This window comes from Streptomyces sp. NPDC001292 (assembly GCF_042896465.1).
Lineage (GTDB): Bacteria > Actinomycetota > Actinomycetes > Streptomycetales > Streptomycetaceae > Streptomyces.
The window spans coordinates 1-26,284 of record NZ_JBIAXG010000032.1; the positions used below are offsets into that span (position 1 = coordinate 1).

Genomic DNA, 26,284 nt, shown 5'->3' on the forward strand with positions numbered 1-26,284 from the left:
ACGCGGACGACCCTCCGCCTTGCGATGCACCGCACCAGACGCCGCGGGGCCCGCCCTCCGGGCGGACGGCGCTACTTTCGAAACACGCCCTAGCCGCCGATCGCCGACATCGGACGCTCCGGCTGGACGAACGACGGGTCGTCCAGGCCCGCTCCCGCCTTCTTGCCCCACATCGCCACCCGCCAGATGCGGGCGATCTCCTCGTCGGAGGCGCCGGAGCGCAGGGCGGCGCGCAGGTCGGTCTCCTCGGTGGCGAACAAGCAGGTGCGGACCTGGCCGTCGGCCGTGAGCCGGGTGCGGTCGCAGGCCGCGCAGAACGGGCGAGTGACGGAGGCGATGACGCCGACGCGGTGCGGGCCGCCGTCGACGATCCAGCGCTCGGCCGGGGCCGAGCCGCGCTCCTCGGCGCTCTCCGGGGTCAGCGCGAAGCGGGTGCGCAGCGAGGCGAGGATCTCGGCCGCGGTCACCATGCCCTCGCGTTTCCAGCCGTGCTGGGCGTCCAGGGGCATCTGCTCGATGAAGCGGAGCTCGTACTCGTGCTCCACCGCCCAGGCCAGCAGGTCCGGGGCCTCGTCCGCGTTCAGGTCGCGCATCAGGACGGTGTTGACCTTCACCGGGGTCAGGCCGGCCTCACGGGCGGCTTCGAGGCCCTCGATGACGTCGTGGTGCCGGTCCCGGCGGGTGAGCGCCTTGAAGACGTCCGGGCGCAGGGTGTCCAGGGAGACGTTGACCCGGTCCAGGCCCGCGCTCCTCAGGGCGGTCGCGGTGCGCCTCAGTCCGATGCCGTTGGTGGTGAGGGACGTCCGGGGACGGGGATCCAGGGCCGCGACCCGCTCGACGATGCCGACCAGGCCGGGGCGCAGCAGGGGTTCGCCGCCGGTGAAGCGGACCTCCGTGATGCCGAGGATGGTGACGGCTATGTCGATCAGGCGGACGATCTCGTCGTCGGTGAGCAGGGTCGTCTTGGCCAGCCACTGCATGCCTTCTTCCGGCATGCAGTACGTACAGCGCAGGTTGCACCGGTCGGTCAGCGAGACCCTCAGATCGGTGGCCACCCGGCCGTAGGTGTCGATGAGCATGTGGCCCCCTCCCTCGTCGCGGATCCCTGTGGCGTACCACTCGAAGTTCTCGTCATCTGCGAGCCTACGTGACACCGCTGACAACGACAGCGCCCAAAGTCACGAGATACGGCACGGCCGCGTCGTAGGGACCTACGATCCCCGCGACGCGGCCGCCTTGCACGGGTGGGCACTCAGTGCGCTCCGGTGCCCGTCATGGAGCGCACCTCCAGTTCGGCGTACTTGGCGTCGTCCGGGGTCTCCTTGGACAGGAGGGTGCCCACGACGCCGAGCAGGAAGCCGACCGGGATCGAGATGAGGCCCGGGTTCTCCAGCGGGAACCAGTGGAAGTCGACGTCGGGGAACATCGACGTCGGCTTGCCCGACACCACCGGCGAGAACAGCACCAGGCCGACCGCGGTGACCAGGCCGCCGTAGATCGACCACAGTGCTCCGGAGGTGGTGAACCGCTTCCAGAACAGGCTGTAGAGGATCGTGGGCAGGTTGGCGGAGGCGGCGACGGCGAAGGCGAGCGCGACCAGGCCGGCGACGTTCAGGTCGCGGGCCAGGGCGCCCAGGACGATCGAGACCGCGCCGATGCCGACGGTCGCCCAGCGGGCCGCGTTCACCTCCTGCTTCTCGGAGGCGGTGCCCTTCTTGATGACGTTGGCGTAGATGTCGTGGGCGAAGGAGGAGGACGAGGCCAGGGTCAGGCCCGCGACGACGGCGAGGATCGTGGCGAAGGCGACGGCGGAGATGGAGGCCAGCAGGATGGCGCCCCAGTTGGAGTCGACTCCGCCGAGGTGCAGGGCGAGCAGTGGTGCGGCGGTGTTGCCCGCCTTGTTGGAGGCGATGATCTCGTCGGACTTGATGAGCGCGGCGGCGCCGAAGCCGAGCGCGAGGGTCATCAGGTAGAAGGCGCCGATCAGGCCGATCGCCCAGATCACGGACTTCCGGGCGGCCTTGGCCGTGGGGACGGTGTAGAAGCGGATCAGGATGTGCGGCAGACCGGCGGTGCCGAGGACCAGGGCGATGCCGAGGGAGAGGAAGTCCAGCTTGGTGGTGCCCGTGGCGCCGTACTTCAGTCCGGGCTCCAGGAAGGCGCTGCCCTTGCCGCTGTTGGCGGCGGCCTCGCCGAGCAGGTCGGAGATGTTGAAGTTGAACTTCAGCATGACCAGGAAGGTGAGCAGCAGGGCACCGGCGATGAGCAGCACGGCCTTGACCATCTGCACCCAGGTGGTGCCCTTCATGCCGCCGATGGTGACGTAGACGATCATCAGCACGCCGACCAGCGCGACGATGCCGATCTTGCCTCCGTCGCTGGTGATGCCGAGCAGCAGGGAGACCAGGACGCCGGCGCCGGCCATCTGGGCCAGCAGGTAGAAGATCGACACGATGATGGTGGAGGTGCCGGCCGCGGTGCGGACCGGGCGCTGGCGCATCCGGTAGGCCAGTACGTCGCCCATGGTGTACCGGCCGGAGTTGCGCAGTGGTTCGGCGACCAGGAGCAGGGCGACCAGCCAGGCGACGAGGAAGCCGATGGAGTACAGGAAGCCGTCGTAGCCGAACAGCGCGATGGCGCCGGCGATGCCGAGGAAGGACGCGGCGGACATGTAGTCGCCGGAGACGGCGAGGCCGTTCTGGAAGCCGGTGAACTGCCGGCCGCCGGCGTAGAAGTCGGCGGCGTCCTTGGTCTGCCGGCCGGCCCAGACGGTGATGACGAGGGTCGCGACGACGAACACCGCGAACAGGGTGATGATCAGCGGCCGGTGCTCGCTCGCCTCTCCGGCGGCGAGAGTGATCGCGGGGCTCATGCTGCGTCCTCCATCCGGGACTTGATGGCCTCGGCCTTGGGGTCGAGCTTGGCGGCGGCGTGCCGCGCGTACCACCAGGCGATGAGGAACGTGGTGAGGAACTGGGCGAGGCCCAGGACGAGTGCGACGTTGATGTTGCCGAAGAGCTTGGTGCCCATGAAGCCGCCGGCGTAGTTGGAGAGCAGCACGTACAGCAGGTACCAGGCGGTGAAGGCGACGGTCAGCGGGAAGGCGAAGGATCGGTAGGAACGGCGCAGTTCACCGAACTCCGCGCTGTCCCGCACCGCGACGAACTCCTCGGTGGTCGGGAGTGGGGCCTGGGTCTTCGAGGGTGGCGGTGTCTCGGTGGCCACTTCGGTCTCCTCGCGTGTCGGATGCGGTTGGGCAGGGGCCCGATCGTGCTCGGGTTCCCCGCCCAAGGTCCACGGCGCCACGCGGTGACCGGTTCAAGTCCTGTTGGTTGTTTCGCAACCGGCCTGAACAAGTCATTGCCAAGTCATTGCTGGTGAGCAAGGCGGCGAGATAGTTTCAGCTTTCACGACCCGTCATGTACCTGCCTGTGCTGCCATCTGTAGCCCCGCAGGTCTGCACCCGGATGATGTGGAGACCCCATGGCTCATCTGCGTTCCAGACGCCGCCTCGCCCTGGCCGTACCGGTCGCGCTGTCGCTGACCGCGTCACTCGGCTTCCTGCCCTCGGCGGCGTCGGCGGCGCCCCGAGCGGCCTCGGCGGCGGAGGCGAAGGACGCGCCCACCATGTCGTACGTCGTCAACACCACGACGGACCGTCAGACGGTCGCCGGCGTACAGCGGGCGATCGCCGCGGCCGGCGGGAACATCGTCATGACGTACGACAAGATCGGCGTCATCGTCGTCCGCTCCGCGAACCCGGACTTCGGCAAGCAGATGCGCGAAGTGCGCGGGGTGCAGTCGGCGGGTGCCACCCGCACCGCGCCGCTGAGCGCGTCCGGGACCACGGACGAGGGCGCGGCGCAGTACCTGTCCAAGTCCGAGGTCGCGAAGCTGGAGAAGGCCGCCGGGACGGCGCAGCAGCAGAAGGGCTCGGTACCCCTCGAGCCGTTCGAGGACGAGCAGTGGGACCTGCGGGCCATCGGCGCCGACAAGGCCGCCGCGATCAACCCGGGCAGCCCGGAGGTCACCGTCGCCGTGATCGACACCGGCGTCGACGACACCCACGAGGACCTCGAGCAGAACTTCTCCCCCTCCCAGTCCGCGAACTGTGTCAGCGGCAAGGCGGACACCACGTACGGCTCCTGGCGGCCGGTGGACGCGGACCACTACCACGGCACGCATGTGGCAGGCGAGATAGCCGCGGCCCGCAACGGCATCGGGGTCGCGGGCGTGGCGCCCGGTGTGCGGGTCGCGGGCATCACGGTCGCCCAGCCGGACGAGGACCAGCTGTTCTACGCCGAGAGCGTCGTCTGCGCCTTCGTGTTCGCCGCCGACCACGGCGTCGAGATCACCAACAACAGCTACTACGTGGACCCGTGGAAGTACAACTGCCCCGACGAGGCGGACCAGAGGGCCATCCTCGACGCCGTCAACCGGGCTCAGCTGTACGCGCAGGGCAAGGGCACCCTGCACGTGGCCTCGGCGGGCAACTCCAACCACGACCTGGCCGCCGAGGCGATCGAGGACACCTCCAGCCCGAACGACTCGACCGAGGTGACCCGCACGATCGACCCGGGGAAGTGCCTCGACGTCCCGGCGCAGTTGCCGGGTGTGGTGACGGTCAGCGCCACCGGCGTGCAGAACCTCAAGTCGTACTACTCCAACTACGGCGACGGCGTCATCGACGTCGCCGCGCCGGGCGGCGACAGGTACCAGATCCCCGGCACCCCGTCGGGCAACGGCCGCATCCTGTCCACGATGCCGAACGGCGAGTACGCCTACCTGCAGGGAACGTCGATGGCGGCCCCGCACGTCGCCGGTGTCGCGGCGCTGCTGAAGTCGACGCATCCGAAGGCCACGCCCGCCCAGTTGCAGGCCCTGCTCAAGGCCCAGGCGGACAACCCCGGATGCCCGGTCGAGCCCTACGACCCGGACGGCAACGGCACCGTCGAGTCCTTCTGCGAGGGCAACAAGTACCGCAACGGGTTCTACGGCTTCGGCGTAGTCAACGCGCTCCACGCGGTCAAGTGACCGGCACGGCCCGTCACTTCCACATACTCCCCCCACGTTTCGCATGCGTGTCGCATGCCGCACTGCAATGGTTCGAAACACTGGAGTCCACATGAGCGTTCGCCTCACCCGGCGTACCGTCACCATCCCGCTCGGCATGGCCGTCGCCTCCGCTCTCGCGTTCCTGCCGAACGTGGCGTCCGCCACCGAGGACGGTCCGCAGGTGACCGCCGCGCAGAGCGTCTCCGCCGCCGACGGGGACGCGCTGAGCTACGTCGTCAACGTCCGCGCCGGGCACAGCTCCGCGGCCGTGCAGAAGGCGATCGGCGAGGCCGGCGGCTCGGTCGTCATCGCCTACGACCAGATCGGCGTCATCGTCGTCCACTCGAAGAACGCCGGCTTCGCCAAGGAGATACGCAAGAACCAGGGGGTCGAGTCGGCCGGTGCCACGCGGACCGCTCCGCTGTCCCCGCAGAGGACCACGGAGATGTGGGCACCGGAGGTGCTCACCGACGCGGAGATGCAGGCGGTGGCCGAGGCGGCCACCCCCGGTCAGGAGCCGCTGCAGGGACTGCAGTGGGACCTGCCGATGATCAAGGCGGACAAGGCCCACGAGGTCACGTTGGGCAGCCGTGACGTCACGGTCGGCGTCATCGACACCGGTGTGGACGACACCCACGAGGACCTCGAGCACAACTTCGACCGGGCGGCGTCCGTGAACTGCGTGTCGGGCAAGCCGAACACGGCCGACGGTGCCTGGCGGCCGAACAAGGGCGAGAGCCCGCACGGCACGCACGTCGCCGGTGAGATCGCCGCCGCGAAGGACGGCAAGGGCGTCGTCGGTGTCGCCCCGGGTGTGAAGGTGTCCGGCATCAAGGTGTCGACGCCCGGCGGCTGGTTCTACACGGAGGCCGTGGTCTGCGGCTTCGTCTGGGCCGCCGAGCACGGCGTGGACATCACCAACAACAGCTACTACACCGACCCGTGGCAGTTCAACTGCGGGGACGACCTCGACCAGAAGGCTCTGGTGGAGGCCGTGTCGCGCGCCACCAAGTACGCGGAGGGCAAGGGCACGGTCAACGTCGCGGCCGCAGGCAACGACAACTGGGACCTGGCCGGCAAGTCGATCCTCGACGTGGTCAGCCCGAACGACTCGACCGAGACGACCCGCACGATCGACCCGAAGAAGTGCCTGGACATCCCGGCGCAGCTGCCGGGCGTCGTCACGGTCGCCTCCGTCGGCGCCAAGGGCATCAAGTCGTCCTTCTCCAACTACGGCCAGGGCGTCATCGACATCGCCGCGCCCGGCGGCGACTCGACCCGCTACCAGGCGCCCGACGCTCCCGCCACCGACGGCCGCATTTACAGCACTCTGCCGGGCGGCGGGTACGGCTACATGGCCGGCACGTCGATGGCCTCGCCGCACGCCGCCGCCGTCGCCGCGCTCATCAAGTCGACCCACCCGGAGGCCAGGCCGAACCAGGTCAAGGAGCTGCTGGCCCAGGGTGCCGACAAGAAGGAGTGCACGGCCCCGTACGACATCAACGGCGACGGCAAGATCGACGCCGTGTGCCAGGGCGGCGACGGCAAGAACGCCTTCTACGGCGAGGGCGTCGTCAACGCCCTCAACGCCGTGACCAAGTAGACACGGGAGATGTCGGTCAGCCCTGCATAGTGCGGTCATGACTGACAACACCTTCGCGTGGTCCGCGCTGGGCGGCGATCCCGCCCTCCTGTCGCGGGTCACCACCGTGCAGCGGGAAGGCGCGCTTCCGGCGCGCCTTCCCGTACGGGATCTGGCACGCACATGCGTGTGTGTCTGCGCCCTGGCCGCCGCCGAACTCGGCGCACGGCGGGCGGGGCTCGCCGCGGTGCCGGCGGTTCGGGGGGACGACGGCGCCGTGGCCACGGCCTTCGCGAGCGAGCGGCACCTGCGGGTGGGCGGAAAGGCGCCCGTCGCCTTCGCGCCGCTGTCGCGGTTCTGGCGGACGGCGGACGGCTGGGTGCGTACGCACGCCAACTACCCGCACCACAGGGAGCGGTTGCTCCGCGCGCTGGACGTGCAGGACGACGTGGACCGGGTGGCGTCCGTGCTCGCCGGGCGGTCCGCGCGGGAGGTCGAGGAGGCCGTGTACGCGGCCGGAGGCCTCGCCGTCGCGCTGCGCACCCCCGAGGAATGGGCCGCGCACGAGCAGGGTGCCGCGGTGGCCGCCCGGCCGCTGGTCGAGCGGGAGCGGCTGGACGAGGCACACGCGCGCGTACTCGCGCCGGTGCCGAGCGCTCCCCTGCTGCCCGCCGCCGGACTGCGTGTTCTCGATCTGACCCGGGTCCTCGCGGGTCCCGTCGCCACCCGCACGCTCGCCCTGCTGGGCGCGGACGTGCTGCGCCTGGACGCGCCGGACCTGCCCGAGACGACCGACCTGCACACGGACACCGGGTTCGGAAAGCGGTCGGCGACGCTGGATCTCGCAGCGGACCGGGCGGTCTTCGAGGAACTGCTCGCCGAGGCGGACGTCGTGGTCACCGGGTACCGGCCGGGAGCCCTGGACCGGTTCGGGCTCTCTGCCGAGGCGCTGGCCGAGCGCCGGCCCGGCCTGGTCGTGGCACGGCTGTCGGCGTGGGGCGGATACGGGCCGTGGGGCGGGCGCCGGGGCTTCGACAGCCTCGTACAGGTCGCCACCGGCATCGCCGCGATCGAGGGTTCGCCCGAGCAGCCCGGCGCCCTGCCCGCGCAGGCCCTCGACCACGGCACGGGCTATCTGCTGGCGGCGGCGGTGCTGCGCGCCCTGACCGAGCAGACGCAGGAGGGCGGCACCCGGGTCGTACGGCTGTCCCTGGCACGCACGGCGTCCTGGCTGACGCGGACCGGTGCCGGGCCGATCCCGGCGGCGAACGCCGTGCAGGGCTCCGCGTACGACAGCCCCGGCCCCTGGCTCGGCGAGACGACCAGCCGGATCGGCCGTCTGCGCCACGCACGCTCGCCGGTCGCCTTCACCGACGCCCCGTCCGGCTGGTCCCGGCCGCCGGAGCCCTGGGGCGCGGCCGCGCCACGCTGGGTCTGACCGAGACGGGCGGCGCGCGGGCACCTGACGGCACGTGACGCCGGGTGTCGCCCGGGACGGAGCGCGCGAAGTCGCCGGGACGGGGCGCGGCAAGACGGCGTGGGCGGAACCGTGCTCCCCCACTTGGTCGCGCGCGCTTGCCCCGTTCGGGGTGGCTGGCGAAGATCGTTGCGTGACGCTCATACGACCGGCCGCCGGGACGGAGGAGGCACGAGGGACGGGGCGGCGCGGCGCGACGGTCCGGACCGTCGCCGTCCTCGTCCTGGTGGCGCTCGCAGCGCTCATACCCCTGCTCGGTCCGTCCGCCGCCCTGCACGGCACCGGGGAGGCGGCGGCCCCCGGCGTCGGCGGCACAGCGGTCCTGCGGACAGTGCTGTTCGCGGCGGTCTGCGTCCCCGTCGGCGAGTTGTTCGTGAACCGGCCGGCCGCCCGCCTGCCCGGGGCCCCGGCCGAACTTCCGCGCAGTTGGGCCCTCTACGCGGCCGCCGCCGGTTTCCTCGCCGCCCTGGGCCTCGCTTCCGTGGTGGCCACCGGCAACCTGGTGCCGCACGACCCGGCCCAGATCGACCTGGGCGGCCTCCACCGGACCCGGGACGGGGCACTGGCCCTGCTGGAGGTCAACGCGTTCCTCGTCACCGGCCTGTGCGCGGTCTCCCGGCGCCCCGCGACGCAGTTGTGGCCGCTCGCCGCGGTGGTCGTGGCCGAGGCGCTGCGCACGCACCCCGGGGCCGAGAGCACCCCGCGCCTCGGCTCCGCGCTGACCGTCGTGCACCTGGTCTGCGCCGCGCTGTGGGTGGGCGGTCTGCTGCACGTGCTGCGCACGCTGCGACTGTGGCGCGGGGCGGCCGCGGGTGCCGCTCTGCTGGGCCGCTACGCGCGCGTGGCGGCCGCCGCGCTCGCCGGGGTGACCGCGACGGGTGTGTGCAGCGCGCTGCGCCGGATGCCGGCGGACACGGTGCTGCACCAGTTGACGGCGACGGCCTACGGCCGCACCCTGCTCGCCAAGGTGATCCTCGTGGCCGGCGTCGCCCTGCTCGCCCTGTGGGCCCGGATCCGGCTGCGGCGGGCACCCGACCCGCTGACCGCGTGCGCCCCCGCGCGGGCCGAGGTCGCCGTCCTCGGCGCGGTCGTCACGGTGTCCGGACTGCTGACGGCGCTGCCGCTGCCGATCCGCTGGTGAACGGACTCGGCCGGCCCGGTGCGCGAAGGTGGGTCAGACCCCCACCGCACCCAGCAAGGTTCCCGCCACATAGGTCACCGCCATGGCCAGCGCCCCGCCGGCCACGTTCCGCAGCACCGCCCGGCCGGGCCTGGCCGCCCCCAGGCGAGCGCTGCTCCAGCCGGTGAGGACGAGGGCGGCCAGGACGGACGGCACGGTGACGCCCAACCGCCAGGCCGCCGGCGGCAGCACGATCGCCAGCAGGGGGAGCAGCGCGCCCACGGTGAACGCCAGGAAGCTCGCCCCGGCCGCGTGCCACGGGTTGGTCAGCTCGTCGGGGTTGATGCCGAGCTCCACGCTCGCGTGTGCCCGCAGCGCGTCCCGCTCGGTGAGCTGTTCCGCCGCTTCCCTGGCCACGTCAAGCGAGAGTCCGCGCGCCTGGAGCAGGTCGGTCAGCTCCCGCAGCTCCGCCTCGGGCTCCTCGCGCAGCTCCCGTCTCTCCATGGCGAGCGCGGCCATCTCCGAGTCCCGCTGGGTCGACACCGACACGTACTCCCCCGCCGCCATCGACATCGAACCGGCGAGCAGCCCGGCCAGTCCCGCGGTCAGCAGTGCCGAACGGGAGCCCGTCGCACCGGCCACGCCGACGACGAGTCCGGCGGTGGACACGATGCCGTCGTTGGCACCGAGGACGGCCGCCCGCAGCCAGTTGAGCCGCGCGCCGAGCGCGCCGCCGTGCGCCTCGTCATGCGTTGGTTCCGTCACAGGACGGAGGATCGCACGGTTCGTCCGCCCTGTCCCCGCACCGCTCGGCTCCGGTGGGCCCTGCCCGCTCGGGCTTCCGCCGCCGGGCGCACGGCCCTGATGTCCCGTCAGGCACGCCCCCGGTCCTGCCGGAGGCCGTTCACCGGCTCCGCGGGGCGACCGGTGGGCGAGGCTGTCAGTCGTGACCCGTATCCTCAGTGACCATGCTCGAAGACCGCACGCTCGCAGGGTTGTCCCCCACACCGTGGCCGGCCGCGTATCCGAAGGGATACGCGGTCGTTGACGTGGAGACCACCGGCCTGGCCCGGGACGACCGCATCATCTCCGCGGCGGTCTACCGGCTGGACGCGCGCGGCGAGGTCGAGGACCACTGGTACACGCTGGTCAACCCCGAGCGGGACCCGGGGCCGGTGTGGATCCACGGACTGACGAGCGAGGCCCTGGAGGGCGCCCCGCTGTTCGCGGACATCGCGGAGGAGTTCGCCGTGCGGCTGGCGGGCCGGGTGCTCGTCGCGCACAACGCGGTGTTCGACTGGCAGATGATCGCGCGGGAGTACGCGCGCGCGAAACGTGAGGCGCCGGTGCGGCAGCGGCTGTGCACCATCGCGCTCGCCAAGGAGCTGGACCTGCCGCTGCCCAACCACAAGCTGGAGTCGCTGGCGGCGCACTTCGGCGTCGTGCAGCAGCGGGCGCACCACGCGCTGGACGACGCGCGCGTGCTGGCCGAGGCGTTCCGGCCGAGCCTGCGGGCCGCGGCGGCGGGCGGGGTGCGGCTGCCGCTGCTGGAGTGCCGGCCGCTGACGGAGTGGTCGGACCGGCCGGTGCCCCGGCAGCAGTCGGGCGGCTACGGCGGCTACCGCTCGGGCAGTTGGCGCCCCTCACGCAAACGGCCCGCGTGCCCGTACCCCAACCCGGGCCGCTACGAGGAGGGCAAGCGCCTCAAGCAGGGCATGCGGGTGGCCTTCTCCGGCGACACCTCCACCGACCGGGAACTGCTGGAGGACCGGGCCACCGAGGCCGGGCTGCACGTGTCCACCAGCCTGTCCCGGCTCACCAGCCTGCTGGTGACCAACGACCCGGACTCGGGCACGTCGAAGGCGGTCAAGGCACGCCAGTACGGCACTCCGGTGGTGGACGAGGCGGCGTTCGGGCAGTTGCTCGGGGACGTGGAACCGGCGGAGAGCCGCTGACGGGCGTACGGGTGATTACCGGGCGACTCGCCCACGGTCCGCTCGCCCGCGCTGCGGCCACGGCTCACCCTGTGGCGCATGGCGAGATGTGAAGTATGCGGCAATGACTACGGAATGACCTTCGAGGTGCACGCCCAGGGATCGGTGCACGTCTTCGACTGCTTCGCCTGCGCGATCCACCGCATGGCACCGATCTGCGAGCACTGTCGTGTCCAGATCATCGGTCAGGGCGTCGAGGCCGAGGGCCACTGGTACTGCGGGGCGCACTGCGCCCGCGCCGAGGGGAGGGTCGGAATCGTCGACCGCGTTTGAGGACACCCCTGCCGAAAACACCCCACGGCCGCAGAGGTACCGTCGTGGGGTGTACCGCTTCCTGTTGACCCGCCAGTGGGTGATCCTCACCGTCGTCGCGATCGCGCTGGTCCCGACGATGATCCGGCTGGGTTTCTGGCAGTTGCACCGCCATGAGCACAAGGTCGCGCTGAACAAGGTGATCGCCGAGTCACTGGCCGCGCAGCCGGTGCCGGCCGAGTCGCTGACCTCGCCCGGCGCCACGGTCAAGCACGCCGACCTGTACCGCAGGGTCACCGCCAAGGGGCACTTCGACACCGCGGACGAGGAGGTCGTGCGCCGCCGCACCAACGCCGACGGCGATGTCGGCTACCACGTGCTGACCCCCTTCGTCCTGGACGACGGCAGGATCCTCCTGGTCAACCGGGGCTGGGTCCCCGCGGACGCCTCGCAGACGGCGTTCCCGAAGATCCCGGCGCCCCCGCGCGGAGAGATCACCGTCACCGGCCGGCTGATGCCCGACGAGACGACCGCGGAGAGCGGCATCAAGGACGTCAAGGGCCTGCCCGACCGCCAGGTGATGCTGATCAACAGCGCGCAGCAGGCCGAGCGGCTCGGGAAGCAGGTCCTCGGCGGATACGTCCAGCTCACCTCGCCCGCGTCCCAGGGCGGCAGCCCCCAGCTGCTGCCCGACCCCGAGCACGGCGACATCGGCCCGCACCTGGCGTACGCCATCCAGTGGTGGCTGTTCACGGCGGGCATCCCGGTCGGCTGGGTGGTCCTGCTGCGCCGCGAGGCGCGTGAGCGCGCGCAGGCGGCGGCGAAGGCAGCGGCGCCGGAGGCGGAACCCGCCGCGGTCGAGGTGTGCTGACCGGCCAGGTCGGTGACGCCCGGTCTGGCACACACATCCGCGGCGTTGTCGTCGGTCGCCGACTCCCCCAAGCTCTTGACGAGCAGGGCCCCCATCGCGTCGACTCCCTCCTGTGCCTTGCAGCCCCACGCACCGGAACCCCGCGCACCTGGGCTGACAGCCACCGCCGTTTTCTCCCGACTCGATCCGCCGGACAGGCCCAGGCGCTGGACGTCCCCTCCGGCCTCGCCCCGTGCCGGGACGACCGGGCAGGATAGGGGCCATGGATCTTGGACTGAAGGATCGGGTGTACGTCGTCACCGGCTCGACGCGCGGACTGGGCAACGCCACCGCGCGCGAGCTCGTCGCCGACGGCGCGAAGGTGGTCATCACCGGGCGGGACGGCGAGCGGGTCGCCGAGGCGGCGGCCGAGCTGGGCCCGAACGCCGTCGGGGTGGCCGTGGACAACGCGGACGCCGAGGCGCCTGCGCGGCTGATCGCGGCGGCGCGGGAGCACTTCGGCGGCTTCCACGGCGTGCTCGTGAGCGTCGGCGGGCCGCCGGCCGGTTTCGTCGCTGACAACACCGACGAGCAGTGGCAGGCCGCGTTCGAGTCGGTGTTCCTCGGCGCGGTGCGGCTCGCCCGCGCGGCGGCGGCCGAGCTGGAGCCGGGCGGGGTCGTCGGATTCGTGCTGTCCGGGTCCGTGTACGAGCCGATCCCGGGGCTGACCATCTCCAACGGGCTGCGGCCCGGTCTGGCCGGGTTCGCCAAGTCCCTCGCCGACGAGCTGGGACCGCGGGGCATCCGGGTCGTGGGTGTGCTGCCGGGCCGCATCGACACGGACCGCGTGCGCGAGCTGGACGCGCTGTCCGCGGATCCGGAGGCGACACGGGCGGCCGCCGAGTCGCGGGTGCCGCTGCGGCGGTACGGGGCGCCGGAGGAGTTCGGCCGGGCGGCCGCGTTCCTGCTGTCGCCCGCGGCGTCCTACATCACCGGTGTGATGCTGCCGGTGGACGGCGGGGCCCGGCACGGGTTCTGAGCGCGGCGCGGCCGGGACGCCGGGGCCGCGGGCGGGTCAGCTCACCCGTTCCGCACGGTGCCTGACCGCGCTCAGCCTCACCTCCGCCACAAGCGCCGTGAGGTTGGCGGAGTCCCGGGCGTGGGCGAGTGCCTGGCCGGTGAGGTGGTCCAGGGCCGCTCCCGGGTCCACGTGGGGTTCCAGGAGGAGCTGCACATGGGTCCTGGGGGCGCCGCGGCGGCCGGTCAGACGGACCTGGGCGCGGGCGACGCCGTCCGGCTGCTCGGCGTCCGCGGCCAGGACGCCCTCCAGGGCCCGGCCCCGCAGCAGGGCCGCCTCGCCGTCCCCGGTGTCGACGACCACCTCGGCGAGCCGCCGCCGGCGCACCACCACGACCAGCCACCACAGGGCCAGCAGCACCAGGACGGCCAGGGCGGCGAGAACGGCGGGCCACCACCAGCCGGCCTCCCGCCACCGCGTCCGCTCGGCGCTGCTCAGCAGTACGTCGTGCCGGCCGCCGTGGATCCACCACGAGGGCGGCCGTACGCCCAGCCCCACGGCGAGCACCGACCCGCCCACCACCAGCAGCACCAGCCCGACGAGCCCGGTCAGCACCCGGTTGACGATCCTGAGCACGTCCTCACCCCTTCCGCCCGGGCCGCGCGACGCACACCGACAGGGCGGGCGCCCGGGCCAGGCCCAGCCCCGCGACCGCCTCGGTGAGCACGGTGTCCAGGTCGGCGCGCACCTCCTCCAGCGCACGGAAGTGCGCGACCGCGCGGACGTCGGCCCTGCGGCGGCGCAGCCGTACGCGCACCGACCGCACTCCGGCGATCTCCATGGCCCGGTCGCGCAGCACCAGCGCGGCGGCGTCCCGGTGCAGCCCGGCCCGTACGTCGGGGTGGGTGCGCCGCATGGGCAGCAGGCGGCGCAGCCCCGGAGTGGCCGCCAGCACGATCAGCCACAGGCCGAGGACCGCGGTGACGCCCGCGCCGACGAGCACCCAGGTGTCGTCCAGCGGCCGCTGCGCCAGCTGCCGGGCCAGCTCCCGGCGCCAGCCCAGGCCGAGCCGGCCGGCGCGGACGGCCGCGATGTCGTACAGGAAGGCGCCCGCCACGATCAGGAGCAACAGCGCGACGATGCCCGCGGGCACCCGGCGTGCCGACCAGAAGCGGCCGCTGCGGCCGTCCGCGCCGTCCTGGACGGGCGGCGAGCCGTCGGTGTCCGGGGCGGCGGGCCGCCCGAGGGTGTCGTCCTTCTCGTTCTCGATGACCGGCAGGCGCTGCGTGGTGCCCTCGGAGCCCTGGGGCTCGCTCATCGCGTCCTCCCCTGTGCCGCGCCGTACGCGGGTGCCAGGTGCAGCCGTTCGACCCGGACTGCGACCTCCGGCACCTGCATTCCCACCAACGCGCCTACCCGCTCGACCACTTGGCGACGCACCGCACGGCAGCACGCGCCGATGTCGGCCGGGTAGGCGAGGTCGAGGACGATCCGGACGCGTGCGACGTCGTGGCGCACCACCACCGTGGCGTGCGGTGGCGCGGCGTCCGATGGCAGGGGGCCGAGCGCTTCGCGGGCCGCTCGCGCGGCGATCTTGGCGACGACACGGTCGGCGATCGTCGTCGCGCCGCGCTCGCCGGGCAGCAGGTCGGCCGGGGTGGTGCCCGGCTCGCTGTTCCCACCGCTCACCGCGGGTCACCTCCGGCGGTGGTCACGGGGGCGGAAGAAGTCGCCGAGTTCCAGGTCCCCCTCCAGGAACCGGCCGACGACGAAGCCGACGGCGCCCAGGGCCGCCACCAGCAGGAAGGCGCCGAAGCCGCCGAAGTACCCGGCGAAGCCCAGCGCCATACCGGCGATCATGCCGACCACGGCCATGCTCATTGCGCGCTCCTCAACTCCTCGGCCGTCGCCGGGCCGTCTTCCGGTCGCCCATCGTCATTGGTCCCTCAGTGGCGTGATTGGTCCCTCGGTGGCGTGGTGCCGACGGGTCACTGGATGCGCGGCTCGACCTCCTCTTCTTCTTCCTCCGGCAGCTGTACGTCGCTGACGGCGATGTTGACCTCGACGACCTCGAGACCTGTCATCCGCTCCACCGACGCGATCACGTTCTCCCGGACCGCCCGCGCCACCTCGATGATCGACACGCCGTAGTCGACGACGATCTCCAGGTCGAGCGCGGTCTGCACCTCGCCGACCTCGGCCTTCACCCCGCGGGTCACCGACTTCGTACCGCCCGGGACGCGGTCGCGCACGGCCCCGAAGGTCCGGGAGAACCCGCTGCCCATGGCGCTCACACCGACCACGTCGCGTGCGGCCATCCCGGCGATCTTCTCCACGACCCCGTCGGCGATGGTGGTCCGTCCCCGGGTGGCCGGCTCTCCCAGGCCGCGCCGGGTCGCCTGTGCTTTGCGGGTCGCGGTGGTCTCCGGTACCTCCCGCTCGCCCTCGGGGGTCCTCGTCCGGTCCTGTTCCGTGGTCATCGCCGTACGTCCTTTCGGTCGTCGTCCCGAACCACGGTAGGCGGACCGGCACGATCGCGCGCCCGGTGCGGCGTCGGTGTCAGTCGCCGGCGCCGGCGAGGTCCCGCAGGCGACGGGCCTGCGCCTCGCGTTCGGCGACACGCTGCTCCTCGTACGACCGTGCCTGGGCACCGCGCAGCAGCGCCTTGGTCTCGACCACGGCGTCACGGGGCGCGGCCAGGAGCGCCGCGGCCAGGTCCCGTACCGTCGCGTCGAGCTGGTCCGCGGGCACGGCGAGGTTCGCCAGCCCGGTGTTCACCGCCTCGGCGGCACCCACGTACCGACCGGTGAGGCAGATCTCCAGCGCGCGGGCATGGCCGATCAGCCCCACCAGCGGATGCGTGCCGGTGAGGTCCGGCACCAGCCCGAGGCTGGTCTCGCGCATGGCGAACTGCACGTCGTCCGCGACGACGCGCAGATCACAGGCCAGCGCCAGTTGGAAGCCCGCCCCGATGGCGTGCCCCTGGACCGCGGCGACGGACACGATGTCGTTGCGCCGCCACCAGGTGAACGCCTCCTGGTACTCGGCGATGGTCGCGTCCAGCTCGGCGTCGGAGCCACGCGCGAGGTCGATGAACGACGGCTCGCCGTCGAAGCCCTCGGGCGTGAACGCCTGCCGGTCGAGCCCCGCGGAGAAGGACTTGCCCTCGCCGCGCAGCAGCACGACGCGGACGGAGCCCGGCAGCAGCCGCCCGGCCTCGGTGAGCGCCCGCCACAGAGCCGGGCTCTGCGCGTTGCGCTTGGCCGGGTTGGTCAGCGTCACCGTGGCGATCGCGTCGTCGACGGTGAGCCGTACGCCGTCCTTGTCGAGTACCGGATCGAGGTCGTGCTCGGGCGAAGCCATGGTGCGCCTCCGACGGGTGCGGTCATCCTGGATGCCCTGCGGGCATCATAAGTGACTGCACAGTAACCATCCGGCCGATCGGAGAACCGACCGGGTGGTCACTCGAAAGCCGACGGGCCGCCCGCGGTTTCAGGCCGACGGGGCCTTCTTGCCCCGCGTCGCCCCGCCACGCCCACGGAGCGTGACACCCGACTCGCTGAGCATCCGATGGACGAAGCCATACGAGCGGCCGGTTTCCTCGGCCAACGCCCGAATGCTCGCACCGGCGTCGTACTTCTTCTTCAGGTCTGCCGCGAGCTTGTCGCGCGCGGCGCCGGTCACCCGGCTGCCCTTCTTCAGAGTCTCGGCCACCCGTGCCTCCTCATGGGAAGTGCGCTCTGGTCCCCTCATGATCACCCCTCCGGGGCCCGATGGCCACCCATTCGGCAAGGTCCGTGAGACCCACCCGTGACGACAGGAGCACATCCCCACAAGCGGAATCCGCTCTTCCGCGCCTCGGTGGCCGTACCGCCGATCGGGTTCTTCCGCGAAGTCCCTGGTCAGCGGCGTACGGCGGCCGAGCCCTTGGCACATAAGGGCTCGGCCGCGAAATCGATGGAGGACACACCTCGATACGAGGAGATCTCACACAGATGATGGATCACGGATGGGCCGAATGATCCATACGCCGTTGATCACTTGTTCGGTCAAGCGAGGGCGACGAGGTCCGCGTAGTCCGCGCCCCACAGGTCCTCGACGCCGTCGGGCAGCAGGATGATCCGCTCCGGTTGCAGCGCCTCGACCGCGCCCTCGTCGTGCGTGACGAGGACGACGGCGCCCTTGTACGTGCGCAGCGCGCCGAGGATCTCCTCGCGGCTGGCCGGGTCGAGGTTGTTGGTGGGCTCGTCGAGGAGCAGGACGTTGGCGGAGGAGACGACCAGGGTCGCCAGTGCCAGGCGGGTCTTCTCACCGCCGGAGAGGACCCCGGCCGGCTTGTCGACGTCGTCGCCGGAGAACAGGAACGAGCCCAGCACCTTGCGGACCTCGACGAGGTCCATGTCGGGAGCGGCCGAGCGCATGTTCTCCAGCACCGTGCGGTCCGCGTCCAGGGTCTCGTGCTCCTGGGCGTAGTAGCCGAGCTTGAGGCCGTGGCCCTCGACGACCCGGCCGGTGTCGGGCTTCTCCACCCCGCCCAGCAGGCGCAGCAGCGTGGTCTTGCCCGCGCCGTTCAGGCCGAGGATGACGACTCGGGAGCCCTTGTCGATGGCCAGGTCGACGTCGGTGAAGATCTCCAGGGAGCCGTACGACTTCGACAGGCCCTCGGCGGTCAGCGGCGTCCTGCCACAGGGCGCCGGCTCCGGGAAGCGGAGCTTGGCGACCTTGTCGGACTGGCGGACCGCTTCCAGGCCGCTGAGCAGCTTGTCCGCGCGGCGGGCCATGTTCTGCGCGGCGACCGTCTTGGTGGCCTTGGCGCGCATCTTGTCGGCCTGCGCGTTGAGCGCGGCGGCCTTCTTCTCGGCGTTGGCCCGCTCCCGCTTGCGGCGCTTCTCGTCGGCCTCGCGCTGCTGCTGGTAGAGCTTCCAGCCCATGTTGTAGACGTCGATCTGCGCGCGGTTGGCGTCCAGGTAGAACACCTTGTTGACGACCGTCTCGACCAGGTCGACGTCGTGGGAGATGACGATGAAGCCGCCGCGGTAGGTCTTCAGGTAGTCGCGCAGCCAGATGATCGAGTCGGCGTCGAGGTGGTTGGTGGGCTCGTCGAGGAGCAGGGTGTCGGCGTCGGAGAACAGGATCCGGGCCAGCTCGATCCGGCGGCGCTGACCGCCGGAGAGGGTGTGCAGGGGCTGGCCGAGCACCCGGTCGGGCAGGTTGAGCGCGGCGGCGATGGTGGCGGCCTCGGCCTCGGCGGCGTACCCGCCCTTGGTGAGGAACTCGGTCTCCTGCCGCTCGTACTGCTTGAGCGCCTTCTCACGGGTGGAGCCCTTGCCGGTCGCGATGCGCTGCTCGTTCTCGCGCATCCTGCGGATCAGCACGTCCAGGCCGCGCGCGGAGAGGACGCGGTCGCGGGCCAGCACGTCGAGGTCGCCGGTGCGGGGATCCTGCGGGAGGTAGCCGACCTCACCGGACCGGGTGACGGTGCCGGCGGCGGGGATGCCCTCGCCGGCCAGGACCTTGGTGAGGGTGGTCTTGCCGGCGCCGTTGCGGCCGACCAGGCCGATGCGGTCGCCCTTGGCGACGCGAAAGGTGGCGGACTCGATGAGGACGCGGGCACCGGCGCGCAGCTCGATGCCGGAAGCGGAGATCACGGACAGACTCCAGGGCTGGGGTGCCCCCTGCTGGAAGAGCTTGGGGGAGGGGTGGCGGGTGGGCGGCTGAGGACGTACCCGCCGTCTAATGCGCGAGGAGAATGGCCATGGGGGACAGTCTAACGGGGGTGGGCAAGCGCTTTTCCGGGTGTTCGCGCCAGGGCGTTGTCGGTGGCCGGTGCCAGACTGGGCGGCGCACCGGACTCCTCGGTGCGAACCGACTCACGAGGAAGTGATCGGCATGGCGGACACGGCCGGCGAACGCCCGAGCATCTACCCGACGCTGCTGTACGCGGACGCCAAGGCGGCCGTCAAGCAGCTGACGGAGGCCTTCGGCTTCACGGAACTCGTGGTGTACGAGGGGGAGGACGGCCTCGTGCACCACGCCGAACTGGTGCAGGGCAACGGCGCGGTGATGCTGGGCTCGAAGGGCCGCGGCGGCCGCTTCGACGAGGCGATGCGCGGCGCGGGCCCCACGGGGGTGTACGTCGTGGTGGACGACGTGGACGCCCACCACCGGCGCGCGGCGGACCACGGGGCGGAGATCCTGATGCCCCCGACGGACCAGGACTACGGCTCCCGGGACTACATGGCCCGGGACGTCGAGGGCAACATCTGGAGCTTCGGCACGTACGCCCCCCGCGTCGAGGGCTGACCGCCCCGGCGGCCCGGGAGACCAGTGCTCCGGCAGGCAACGCTCGCCCCGTCGCGACGCCCGGCACGCTCCCCCGAGCTCTTCGAGCAGAGGGGAAGGGGGGACCCCGCTCGCCGCACCGGGTGAAAGCCCAGGTACGTCCACTACGAGGACTTCCAGCCGGCACCCCCCAAGCTCTTCGAGCAGGGGGAACCCCCAGGGCACGCACCGGACGCCGCTCCTTGACGGGCGAACGTTGCCTGCCGCGGCACTAGCTGCCGCCGGTGTGGACCTGGAAGGCCGCCCGGCGGACGGCCTTGGCCAGCGCCGGGTCGGGGTGCGCGGCGGCGAGCGCGACCAGCACCTGCACGGTGCGGGGGTGGCCCACGGTGCGCACCTCGTCGAGCAGCATCGGGACGGTGGGCTGCACCGCGGCCTCCAGGTGCCGTACGAGCATCGAGGCCTCGCCGTGGTCGGTGACCGCGGCGGCGGTGTCCACCCACAGCCACGTGGCCTCCTCGCGGGTGAGCACCTCGTGGGCGTCCTCCGCGTCGACGCCGTCGTGCTCGGCGAGCCACAGCAGGGCGTACGGCCTGAGCGCCGGCTCGTCGAGCACGGCCCGTACGTCGGGCTCGGCGGGCGCGCCGACGACGCGCAGCGCCTCGAAGGCGAGCCCGCGCAGCAGGGCGTCCTCCCCGCGGGCGGCGCCGAGCAGCTCGGTGACGGCGCTGCCGACGGGCCGGGCGGCGAGCCAGGCGCGGTACTCGGCCCGGGCCGCGTTGGGCCGCAGCTGCGCGCAGCCGCGGAGCATGTCCTCGGCCGACTGCTCGATGTTCCCGGCGGGGCTCTGCGCGGCCACGCAGATCTGCTCCAGCTTCACCCACACCGCCCAGCTCCCGAGCGGGGTGAGTGTGGCCTGCCCGTCCCCGTCGGTCAGCGCCCCCACCGCCGCGAGGGCCCGCAGGGCCCAGTCGAGGAGGGGCGCCAGCGCGGTGCCCTCGGCGGCGGCATCGGCCAGTGGCCCCACGGCGCCCCCCGCCTCGCGAACGGCGGCAGCGGCACCGCCGGGCGCCGGGGCCCTCCCACCCTCGGCCCCGGAGACGGCCGCGGCCGGACCGCCCGGCACCTGGGCCTGCGCCCCGGACGCTGGAGCGGCGGCGCCGGCACCGTCGGGCGCCGGCGAGGCGGACTCGGGCCCGTGGATTGCCGAGGCCGACGCCCCGTCCTCCGGGCCGAGACCGGCACCGGGGCCAGGCGCGGAGGCGGCCGTGGCACCTTCCGGCGCCGGGGCCTTCGCACTGTCAGGGTCGGAGACGGCGGTGGGCCCGACGGCAGGGGCCGCCCGGAGGCCCGTCTGCCGCCCGGGGACGGCGCCCAGCACGGTGGCGGGCCCGGTAGCCGGGTCCGCGGAGGCGGAGGCCCCAGACGTGGCACCACCGTCGGAGTCGGAGACTGCGGTGGGCCGGGGGGCGGGGGCCGTGCGAAGGCCGGTCTCCGGGCCGGGGGCGGCACCCGGTGCGGCGGTGGGTCCCTCGGCCGCGGCCTGGGGCCCGGAGGCCGCGGTCGTGGCACCGTCCAGCGCCGGGCCGGCAAGGGCGGCGTCGGGGTCGTAGGGGACCTCGCAGCGGTCGGTGCGCAGTTCGGTGACGCGTTGCCTGAGGAGGTCGAGGAGCTGCTCGACGGGGACGGGGCCGGCGGAGAGCTGGAGGAAGGACAGGACCTGCGGCATGGCCGAGACGACCTCGGCGACGGCGGCCGCCTCGTGGCCCTCCGGTTCCGGGCAGGCGAGCGACCAGGCGTCGAAGAGGGCCACCCAGCCGCGCAGGACGGCGCTGTCGTCGCGGTTCCAGGCGCGCAGCCGCCAGCCGGGCCGGGCGATGTCGCCGTGCACCTCGATGAGGCCGGCGAGCCGGGCGGTGTCCCAGTCGGCGCGGACCTGAGCGGCGGTCAGGCCCAGATCGGCGGCCGCCCTTTCTGCGGTCGCGTCGGAGAGGGTGGCCTTGTCGTCGGTGGTCGGCCCCCCGCGGCCGGGCCCGAGGGCGGCGTCCGCCCACCGGGCGACGCGGGCCGCCCCGGCCAGACGGGAGCGCGCCATTCTGGCCAGCTCCGCGGGTGCCGGAGTGCCCTCCGGGGGGCGCGGGGCGGGGCGGCGCGAGTGCCGCTGGTTCACGGCTCGGGGGGCGGCGGCCAGGGGTCGTGGGCGGACGATGCGAAGCCTGGAGTCGCGCGGGATACGGGACGTCACGGGTGCAGTCTTCCGGTTGACGGTCGGAAAACCCAAACGGAATGTCACGGCGGGCGATCGAGAAGGCCAAGGCAGGGCCGGCAGGACGCCGACGGGGCACCATCCGGCCGGTTACGAATGGTCCCGGAGACCTGTCCCGACGCCGGTCCCGGGGCGAGTGACACGGGGCGAAACGGAACCGGCCCCCCTCACATCAGCGGTGTCAGGAAGCGTCGCAGGGCTTCCTCGTACCCCTCGGGGTCCGCGTTCCACATCGCGCCGTGCGGAGCGTTCGGCACCGTGTGCAGCGCGACCAGGTTGGGACGGCGTTCGGCGAGGCGGCGGGAGAGCTGCCAGGGAGCCACCTGGTCGCCCGGGCCGTGGAAGATCAGCGTCGGTACCGTGAGCCCCTCCGGGCCCGTCGTCTCGGCCAGGCGGTCGCCGTACAGACCGGTGCGCCCCTGCGCGGCGCGCACCGCGAGCGGCAGCAGCGGGCCCGGGGTGTGCCGCGCCCGGGCCAGGGCCCGCAGCGTCACCTCCCAGTTGAGCACCGGGGAGTCCAGCACCAGTCCGGCGATCCGGTCGCGCACCGCCGAGCGGGTGGCGGCGCGCAGCGCCATCGTGGCGCCGGTGGACCAGCCGTGCAGAACGATCCGCTCGGCCCCGTACCGCACGGCGTAGCGGATCGCCGCGTCCAGGTCCCGCCACTCGGTCTCGCCGAGGTGGTTCAGTCCGTCCGGCGGACGGGGCGCGCCGAGGTCGCCGCGGTACGCGAGGGCCAGCACCGGGAAGTGCCGGCGGTGGAGGAACCCCAGGATGTTCATGGGGAGTTCGCGGGTGCCGCCCAGGCCGTGCACCGCGATCAACCAGGTCTCGCGCACCCCGGGCACGAACCAGGCGGGCAGGGGGCCGAGTTCGCCCGGTACGTCGACGTCGGCGTGCTCGATGCCGAGGGCGGTGCGCGGGTTGCCGACGTGCAGGTTCGGGGTGAGCCACACCTTGTCGCCGCTGTGCAGGGTGCCGTGGGTGACGCGCTCCAGCCGGCGCACGACGGTGTCGGGCCGGTGCGGGGCGGTGGGCAGGACGGGGCCCACCACCGCGTGGGAACCGTTGCCGGCCAGGCCGTAGGTGCCCGGGCGCAGGGAGGCGAGGTCCCGGGTGAGGCTGATCTGGCCGGCGGCCGTGCCGTGCACGGTGAGCCGGGGTTCGGTGGGCAGGGGCCGGCCCGGGAGCGCCTTGAGCGCGGCGTCGCTGGCGAGCCGGCCCGCGGCGACGCTCGCCGCGCCGGCCGCCAGGGCTGCGGTGACGGCCGCGGCCGTCGCTTTGACAGTGGGCACGGCTCCAGTGTCCTGGCGCACCCGGTCACCGGCCAGTGGGACGGAGGGTCGGCGTGACATGTCCGCGCGGGTTCCATGAAGAGCGGCGTTCATTCCCGCGCGGCCCGCACACGGGGCTGCCGTCCCGCGCCGTCCCCGGTCCCTGCCCGGGGGCCCGCCCCTGCCCCCTGTCCCTGTCCCTGCCTATCCCTGTCCCTGTCCCTGTCCCATCCCCATCCCCATCCCCATCCCTGCCCCTGCCCCTGCCCTATCCCGATCCCTGCCCCGGCTGTCCGTACGCCCGCAGCCGCTCCCCCGCCTCCGCCAGTTGCTCCGGCGTCAGCAGAGCCGGTGTCAGGCCGGGGACGCAGGACGCCGCCAGCCACACACGGCACATCCACTCCAGTTGGGCCGTGCGGTCGTAGGCCTGGTCGAGGGTGGCGCCGTAGGTGACCGTGCCGTGGTTGCGCAGCAGGCAGCCGGTGCGGCCGGCGAGGGCGCGCAGCATGTTCCCGGCCAGCTCCTCGGTGCCGTACGCGGCGTACGGGGCCACGCGGACGGGCCCGCCGAGCGCGCCGGCCATGTAGTGGATCAGCGGGAGCTCGGTGACGAGGGTCGAGACGGCCGTCGCGTGCACGGCGTGGGTGTGGACGACGGCGCCCGCGTCGGTGCTGCGGTAGACCGCGAGGTGCATGGGCAGCTCGCTGGTCGGCACCAGGGTGCCGAGCACCTGCCGGCCGTCCAGGTCGACGCCGGTGACGTCGTCGTCCGTGAGCCGTTCGTAAGGGACGCCCGAGGGGGTGACGAGCACGGTGTCGCCCACGCGTACGGACACGTTGCCGGAGGTGCCGACGACCAGTCCGTCCGACACCGTGCGGCGGGCCGCCGCGACCAGCGCCCGCCAGGCGTGGGCCATGTCCTCCGACACGTCCGCTCGGGCCCCTCGTAGGTCCACCCGCTCCCCTTGTACGTCCGCTTGTACGTCCGCTCGGTCCCGCCGCTGTCCGGTCATGCGCCGATCCTGCCAGGACACCTCCCAGGACACCTCCCACGGGCGACCGCTCTCTCCCCGCCGGACCGCGAGAACGGACACCCCGATGACCGTCTCAGTTCATCTTCCGTTCACCCGGGTTACCTACGTTCAACGCGCCAATGACGCTCGAACGATTGCCTGGGTAAATGGAAAGCTTCTCGCTGATCCTCGCGATGGTGGTTATCACCGCACTCGCGTTCGATTTCACGAACGGTTTCCACGACACCGCCAACGCGATGGCCACGACCATCTCGACCGGTGCACTCAAGCCCAAGGTCGCGGTGGCCATGTCCGCCGTGCTGAACCTGGTGGGCGCCTTCCTCTCCGTGGAGGTCGCCAACACGATCTCCAAGGGTCTCGTCGACGAGGGCGGCATCCGTCCCGAGGTCATCTTCGCCGCCCTGGTGGGCGCGATCCTCTGGAACCTGCTGACCTGGCTGGTCGGACTCCCCTCCAGCTCCTCGCACGCCCTCATGGGCGGTCTGATCGGCGCCACCATCGCCTCGGCCGGCTTCAGCGCCGTGCACGGCGGTGTCCTGCTCACCAAGGTCCTCATCCCGGCGGTCGCCGCCCCTGTCGTCGCGGGTCTGGCCGCGCTGGTCTCGACCCGGCTGTCGTACGGCATCGGCAGCAAGTCGGACGGCAAGGCGGCCGAGAAGGGCCACCGCGCCGGACAGATCGCCTCCGCCGGCCTGGTCTCGCTGGCCCACGGCACCAACGACGCGCAGAAGACGATGGGCGTCATCACCCTCGCCCTGATCGCCGGCGGCGCCCTCGCCCCCGGCTCCAACCCTCCCACCTGGGTCATCCTCTCCGCCGGCGTGGCCATCGCGCTCGGCACCTACATCGGCGGCTGGCGCATCATCCGCACCATGGGCAAGGGCCTGACCGACCTCCAGCCGCAGCAGGGCTTCGCCGCCCAGACCAGCGCGGCCACCGCCATCCTGGCCTCCTCCCACCTCGGCTTCTCCCTGTCCACCACGCACGTCGTCTCCGGTTCGGTGATGGGCGCGGGTCTGGGCCGCAAGGGCGGCGTGGTCCGCTGGTCCACCGCGACCCGCATGGCCGTCGCCTGGGCGCTCACGCTGCCCGCCGCGGCCCTGGTCGGGGCCGGCGCGGAGGCCGTGACGCGCCTCGGCGACTGGGGCACCTGGCTCGTCGCCGTGTTCCTGGTGGCCTCCAGCGCCGCGATCTGGAAGATCTCCCGCCGCGAGGTCGTCGACCACACCAACGTCAACGACACCGAGGAGCCGGCCGGCGTGGTCACCCAGGCCATCGCCGCCGTCACCCCGCCCCCGGCCTCCCCGGTGACCGAGGAGCTCACGGCCACGATCCCCGCCCAGGCCTCCGCGTCCGCCGGTGACCCCGCGTCCGCGGCGACCCCGCCGGCCGCCGCCGTCTGAGCCCGCGCCACAGGCAGAAGGAAGAGAAGCAGATGAAGATCGACTGGGCGGCCCTCGGCTCCGTCTTCGGCGTCAGCCTCGGCGTCGCGGTGGGCCTCGTGGCCCTGTTCACCCTCGGCATCGCCGGTCTCTCCCACCGCGAGCGGGCCGTCGCCCAGGGCGACGGCGGCGGGGCCCTCGCGGTCACCGGCGCCTACGCCTGCTTCGCCGCGTGCGCCGCCGCCGTGGCCTACGGGATCTACCTGATCGTGGCCTAGTTGTAGTGCCCCGGCAGGCACCGCGCGACCAGGATCCGGGCAACCGGGTCCGAGCCGCGCCCCACCACGTCGCCCGCCCTTCCCGGACCGTCCCCACGACGGCCCGGGAAGGGCGGTTTCCCGTGTCCGGCGCGTCCCGCGGTGTGGGCCTCATCTCAGAACCCCTGCGCAGGTCAACGGCAGGTTGACGGGCGTTCGCGGTGCGTGGTGGACTGCCGGAGCCAAGTACGGCGGCAGAAGAGGAAGTCCGGTGCGAATCCGGCGCGGTCCCGCCACTGTGACCGGGGAAGAACCTCCCCGGGAGCCAGGAACTCTCACCGCCGGTCTCGTCGAACCAGGGCGTGGACACCCTGAGTGAGGACATATCGCCATGCGCGGCTGCCGACCGAGGTTCACCAGCGACTCACTGACCCACCCCACG

General features: G+C 72.8%; 26 protein-coding genes and 1 riboswitch. Of the genes, 11 read left to right on the forward strand and 15 right to left on the reverse strand.

The genetic code is table 11. From position 1 onward, the window contains the following. Window positions 1-89: 89 nt before the first annotated feature. The 3 genes from moaA to ACFY4A_RS28555 form a co-directional block, all read right to left on the reverse strand. Window positions 90-1,079 carry a GTP 3',8-cyclase MoaA gene (moaA, locus tag ACFY4A_RS28545; protein WP_390832215.1) on the reverse strand — a complete coding sequence of 330 codons (990 nt, stop codon included), beginning with the start codon at window positions 1,077-1,079 and terminating at the stop codon, window positions 90-92. A 173-nt stretch (window positions 1,080-1,252) separates the two neighbouring features. Further along, a complete protein-coding gene (locus ACFY4A_RS28550; protein WP_390832216.1) occupies window positions 1,253-2,872 on the reverse strand; it encodes a cation acetate symporter in 1,620 nt (539 codons plus the stop codon). Next, window positions 2,869-3,225, reverse strand: coding sequence for a DUF485 domain-containing protein (locus tag ACFY4A_RS28555; RefSeq protein ID WP_390832217.1), 357 nt, complete (start codon window positions 3,223-3,225; stop codon window positions 2,869-2,871). Before ACFY4A_RS28555 ends, ACFY4A_RS28550 begins: the two co-directional genes overlap by 4 nt. A gap of 258 nt (window positions 3,226-3,483) precedes the next feature. Here ACFY4A_RS28555 and ACFY4A_RS28560 point away from each other — a divergent pair, with 258 nt between their 5' ends. The 4 genes from ACFY4A_RS28560 to ACFY4A_RS28575 all read left to right on the forward strand — a co-directional run bounded on the left by ACFY4A_RS28560 (window position 3,484) and on the right by ACFY4A_RS28575 (window position 9,255). Then, window positions 3,484-5,034 (forward strand): S8 family serine peptidase, encoded by a 1,551-nt coding sequence (locus ACFY4A_RS28560; protein ID WP_390832218.1) that lies wholly within the window; start codon window positions 3,484-3,486, stop codon window positions 5,032-5,034. Window positions 5,035-5,125: 91 nt separating this feature from the next. After that, window positions 5,126-6,658, forward strand: coding sequence for a S8 family serine peptidase (locus ACFY4A_RS28565; RefSeq protein ID WP_390832219.1), 1,533 nt, complete (start codon window positions 5,126-5,128; stop codon window positions 6,656-6,658). A 37-nt stretch (window positions 6,659-6,695) separates the two neighbouring features. After that, a complete protein-coding gene (locus ACFY4A_RS28570) occupies window positions 6,696-8,075 on the forward strand; it encodes a CoA transferase (protein WP_390832220.1) in 1,380 nt (459 codons plus the stop codon). A gap of 172 nt (window positions 8,076-8,247) precedes the next feature. Continuing rightward, window positions 8,248-9,255, forward strand: coding sequence for a CopD family protein (locus tag ACFY4A_RS28575; RefSeq protein ID WP_390832221.1), 1,008 nt, complete (start codon window positions 8,248-8,250; stop codon window positions 9,253-9,255). 33 nt (window positions 9,256-9,288) lie between these two features. Here ACFY4A_RS28575 and ACFY4A_RS28580 read toward each other — a convergent pair whose 3' ends face one another. Then, a complete protein-coding gene (locus ACFY4A_RS28580; protein ID WP_390832222.1) occupies window positions 9,289-9,999 on the reverse strand; it encodes a VIT family protein in 711 nt (236 codons plus the stop codon). Between the two features lie 203 nt (window positions 10,000-10,202). On the opposite strand from ACFY4A_RS28580, the gene ACFY4A_RS28585 reads away from it, so the two are divergent. From ACFY4A_RS28585 to ACFY4A_RS28600, 4 genes are all read left to right on the forward strand, one after another. After that, window positions 10,203-11,189, forward strand: a complete 987-nt coding sequence (locus tag ACFY4A_RS28585) for a DEDDh family exonuclease (protein WP_390832223.1) — start codon at window positions 10,203-10,205, stop codon at window positions 11,187-11,189. A gap of 78 nt (window positions 11,190-11,267) precedes the next feature. Continuing rightward, window positions 11,268-11,501: a hypothetical protein gene (locus ACFY4A_RS28590; RefSeq protein WP_390832224.1), complete on the forward strand. Its 234-nt coding sequence runs from the start codon at window positions 11,268-11,270 to the stop codon at window positions 11,499-11,501. Between the two features lie 49 nt (window positions 11,502-11,550). Continuing rightward, on the forward strand, window positions 11,551-12,351 hold the full coding sequence (locus ACFY4A_RS28595; protein WP_390832225.1) for an SURF1 family protein: 801 nt from the start codon (window positions 11,551-11,553) through the stop codon (window positions 12,349-12,351). 262 nt (window positions 12,352-12,613) lie between these two features. After that, window positions 12,614-13,369 (forward strand): SDR family oxidoreductase, encoded by a 756-nt coding sequence (locus ACFY4A_RS28600; protein WP_390832226.1) that lies wholly within the window; start codon window positions 12,614-12,616, stop codon window positions 13,367-13,369. 36 nt (window positions 13,370-13,405) lie between these two features. Here ACFY4A_RS28600 and amaP read toward each other — a convergent pair whose 3' ends face one another. The 8 genes from amaP to abc-f form a co-directional block, all read right to left on the reverse strand. Beyond that, a complete protein-coding gene (amaP, locus tag ACFY4A_RS28605) occupies window positions 13,406-13,984 on the reverse strand; it encodes an alkaline shock response membrane anchor protein AmaP (protein WP_390832227.1) in 579 nt (192 codons plus the stop codon). Window positions 13,985-13,988: 4 nt separating this feature from the next. After that, window positions 13,989-14,666, reverse strand: coding sequence for a DUF6286 domain-containing protein (locus ACFY4A_RS28610; protein ID WP_390832228.1), 678 nt, complete (start codon window positions 14,664-14,666; stop codon window positions 13,989-13,991). Beyond that, entirely contained in the window at window positions 14,663-15,037 is a 375-nt protein-coding gene (locus tag ACFY4A_RS28615; protein ID WP_390832229.1) for an Asp23/Gls24 family envelope stress response protein, read from the reverse strand. The genes ACFY4A_RS28610 and ACFY4A_RS28615 overlap by 4 nt, the downstream gene beginning before the upstream one ends. 6 nt (window positions 15,038-15,043) lie before the next feature. Next, entirely contained in the window at window positions 15,044-15,229 is a 186-nt protein-coding gene (locus ACFY4A_RS28620) for a hypothetical protein (protein ID WP_361411228.1), read from the reverse strand. A gap of 107 nt (window positions 15,230-15,336) precedes the next feature. Next, entirely contained in the window at window positions 15,337-15,828 is a 492-nt protein-coding gene (locus ACFY4A_RS28625; protein ID WP_390832230.1) for an Asp23/Gls24 family envelope stress response protein, read from the reverse strand. A gap of 79 nt (window positions 15,829-15,907) precedes the next feature. After that, complete coding sequence (locus ACFY4A_RS28630) at window positions 15,908-16,711, reverse strand: enoyl-CoA hydratase/isomerase family protein (RefSeq protein ID WP_390832231.1); 804 nt, start codon at window positions 16,709-16,711, stop codon at window positions 15,908-15,910. A 129-nt stretch (window positions 16,712-16,840) separates the two neighbouring features. Next, window positions 16,841-17,062, reverse strand: a complete 222-nt coding sequence (locus tag ACFY4A_RS28635) for a helix-turn-helix domain-containing protein (protein WP_029385158.1) — start codon at window positions 17,060-17,062, stop codon at window positions 16,841-16,843. A 335-nt stretch (window positions 17,063-17,397) separates the two neighbouring features. Then, window positions 17,398-18,996 (reverse strand): ribosomal protection-like ABC-F family protein, encoded by a 1,599-nt coding sequence (gene abc-f, locus ACFY4A_RS28640; protein ID WP_390832232.1) that lies wholly within the window; start codon window positions 18,994-18,996, stop codon window positions 17,398-17,400. Between the two features lie 241 nt (window positions 18,997-19,237). Here abc-f and ACFY4A_RS28645 point away from each other — a divergent pair, with 241 nt between their 5' ends. After that, complete coding sequence (locus tag ACFY4A_RS28645) at window positions 19,238-19,651, forward strand: VOC family protein (RefSeq protein ID WP_390832233.1); 414 nt, start codon at window positions 19,238-19,240, stop codon at window positions 19,649-19,651. A gap of 250 nt (window positions 19,652-19,901) precedes the next feature. Here ACFY4A_RS28645 and ACFY4A_RS28650 read toward each other — a convergent pair whose 3' ends face one another. The 3 genes from ACFY4A_RS28650 to ACFY4A_RS28660 form a co-directional block, all read right to left on the reverse strand. After that, window positions 19,902-21,725, reverse strand: a complete 1,824-nt coding sequence (locus ACFY4A_RS28650) for a hypothetical protein (RefSeq protein ID WP_390832234.1) — start codon at window positions 21,723-21,725, stop codon at window positions 19,902-19,904. Window positions 21,726-22,063: 338 nt separating this feature from the next. Continuing rightward, window positions 22,064-23,191 (reverse strand): alpha/beta hydrolase, encoded by a 1,128-nt coding sequence (locus ACFY4A_RS28655; RefSeq protein ID WP_390832235.1) that lies wholly within the window; start codon window positions 23,189-23,191, stop codon window positions 22,064-22,066. Between the two features lie 247 nt (window positions 23,192-23,438). Then, window positions 23,439-24,182: a class II aldolase/adducin family protein gene (locus ACFY4A_RS28660; RefSeq protein WP_390832236.1), complete on the reverse strand. Its 744-nt coding sequence runs from the start codon at window positions 24,180-24,182 to the stop codon at window positions 23,439-23,441. Window positions 24,183-24,349: 167 nt separating this feature from the next. On the opposite strand from ACFY4A_RS28660, the gene ACFY4A_RS28665 reads away from it, so the two are divergent. Together ACFY4A_RS28665 and ACFY4A_RS28670 are read left to right on the forward strand one after the other, a co-directional pair. Further along, entirely contained in the window at window positions 24,350-25,606 is a 1,257-nt protein-coding gene (locus ACFY4A_RS28665) for an anion permease (RefSeq protein WP_390832237.1), read from the forward strand. A gap of 32 nt (window positions 25,607-25,638) precedes the next feature. Beyond that, window positions 25,639-25,863: a hypothetical protein gene (locus ACFY4A_RS28670; protein WP_390832238.1), complete on the forward strand. Its 225-nt coding sequence runs from the start codon at window positions 25,639-25,641 to the stop codon at window positions 25,861-25,863. A gap of 190 nt (window positions 25,864-26,053) precedes the next feature. Next, window positions 26,054-26,198: riboswitch (cobalamin riboswitch) on the forward strand. The last annotated feature ends 86 nt before the right edge of the window (window positions 26,199-26,284 follow it).

Coding starts and splice junctions, on each gene's coding strand:
- moaA (WP_390832215.1), bottom strand. CDS start 1,079: ATGCTCATCGACACCTACGGCCGGGTGGCCACCGATCTGAGGGTCTCG.
- ACFY4A_RS28550 (WP_390832216.1), bottom strand. CDS start 2,872: ATGAGCCCCGCGATCACTCTCGCCGCCGGAGAGGCGAGCGAGCACCGG.
- ACFY4A_RS28560 (WP_390832218.1), top strand. CDS start 3,484: ATGGCTCATCTGCGTTCCAGACGCCGCCTCGCCCTGGCCGTACCGGTC.
- ACFY4A_RS28565 (WP_390832219.1), top strand. CDS start 5,126: ATGAGCGTTCGCCTCACCCGGCGTACCGTCACCATCCCGCTCGGCATG.
- ACFY4A_RS28570 (WP_390832220.1), top strand. CDS start 6,696: ATGACTGACAACACCTTCGCGTGGTCCGCGCTGGGCGGCGATCCCGCC.
- ACFY4A_RS28585 (WP_390832223.1), top strand. CDS start 10,203: ATGCTCGAAGACCGCACGCTCGCAGGGTTGTCCCCCACACCGTGGCCG.
- ACFY4A_RS28590 (WP_390832224.1), top strand. CDS start 11,268: ATGGCGAGATGTGAAGTATGCGGCAATGACTACGGAATGACCTTCGAG.
- ACFY4A_RS28600 (WP_390832226.1), top strand. CDS start 12,614: ATGGATCTTGGACTGAAGGATCGGGTGTACGTCGTCACCGGCTCGACG.
- ACFY4A_RS28610 (WP_390832228.1), bottom strand. CDS start 14,666: ATGAGCGAGCCCCAGGGCTCCGAGGGCACCACGCAGCGCCTGCCGGTC.
- ACFY4A_RS28620 (WP_361411228.1), bottom strand. CDS start 15,229: ATGAGCATGGCCGTGGTCGGCATGATCGCCGGTATGGCGCTGGGCTTC.
- ACFY4A_RS28625 (WP_390832230.1), bottom strand. CDS start 15,828: ATGACCACGGAACAGGACCGGACGAGGACCCCCGAGGGCGAGCGGGAG.
- ACFY4A_RS28630 (WP_390832231.1), bottom strand. CDS start 16,711: ATGGCTTCGCCCGAGCACGACCTCGATCCGGTACTCGACAAGGACGGC.
- ACFY4A_RS28645 (WP_390832233.1), top strand. CDS start 19,238: ATGGCGGACACGGCCGGCGAACGCCCGAGCATCTACCCGACGCTGCTG.
- ACFY4A_RS28650 (WP_390832234.1), bottom strand. CDS start 21,725: ATGGCGCGCTCCCGTCTGGCCGGGGCGGCCCGCGTCGCCCGGTGGGCG.
- ACFY4A_RS28660 (WP_390832236.1), bottom strand. CDS start 24,182: ATGACCGGACAGCGGCGGGACCGAGCGGACGTACAAGCGGACGTACAA.
- ACFY4A_RS28665 (WP_390832237.1), top strand. CDS start 24,350: ATGGAAAGCTTCTCGCTGATCCTCGCGATGGTGGTTATCACCGCACTC.
- ACFY4A_RS28670 (WP_390832238.1), top strand. CDS start 25,639: ATGAAGATCGACTGGGCGGCCCTCGGCTCCGTCTTCGGCGTCAGCCTC.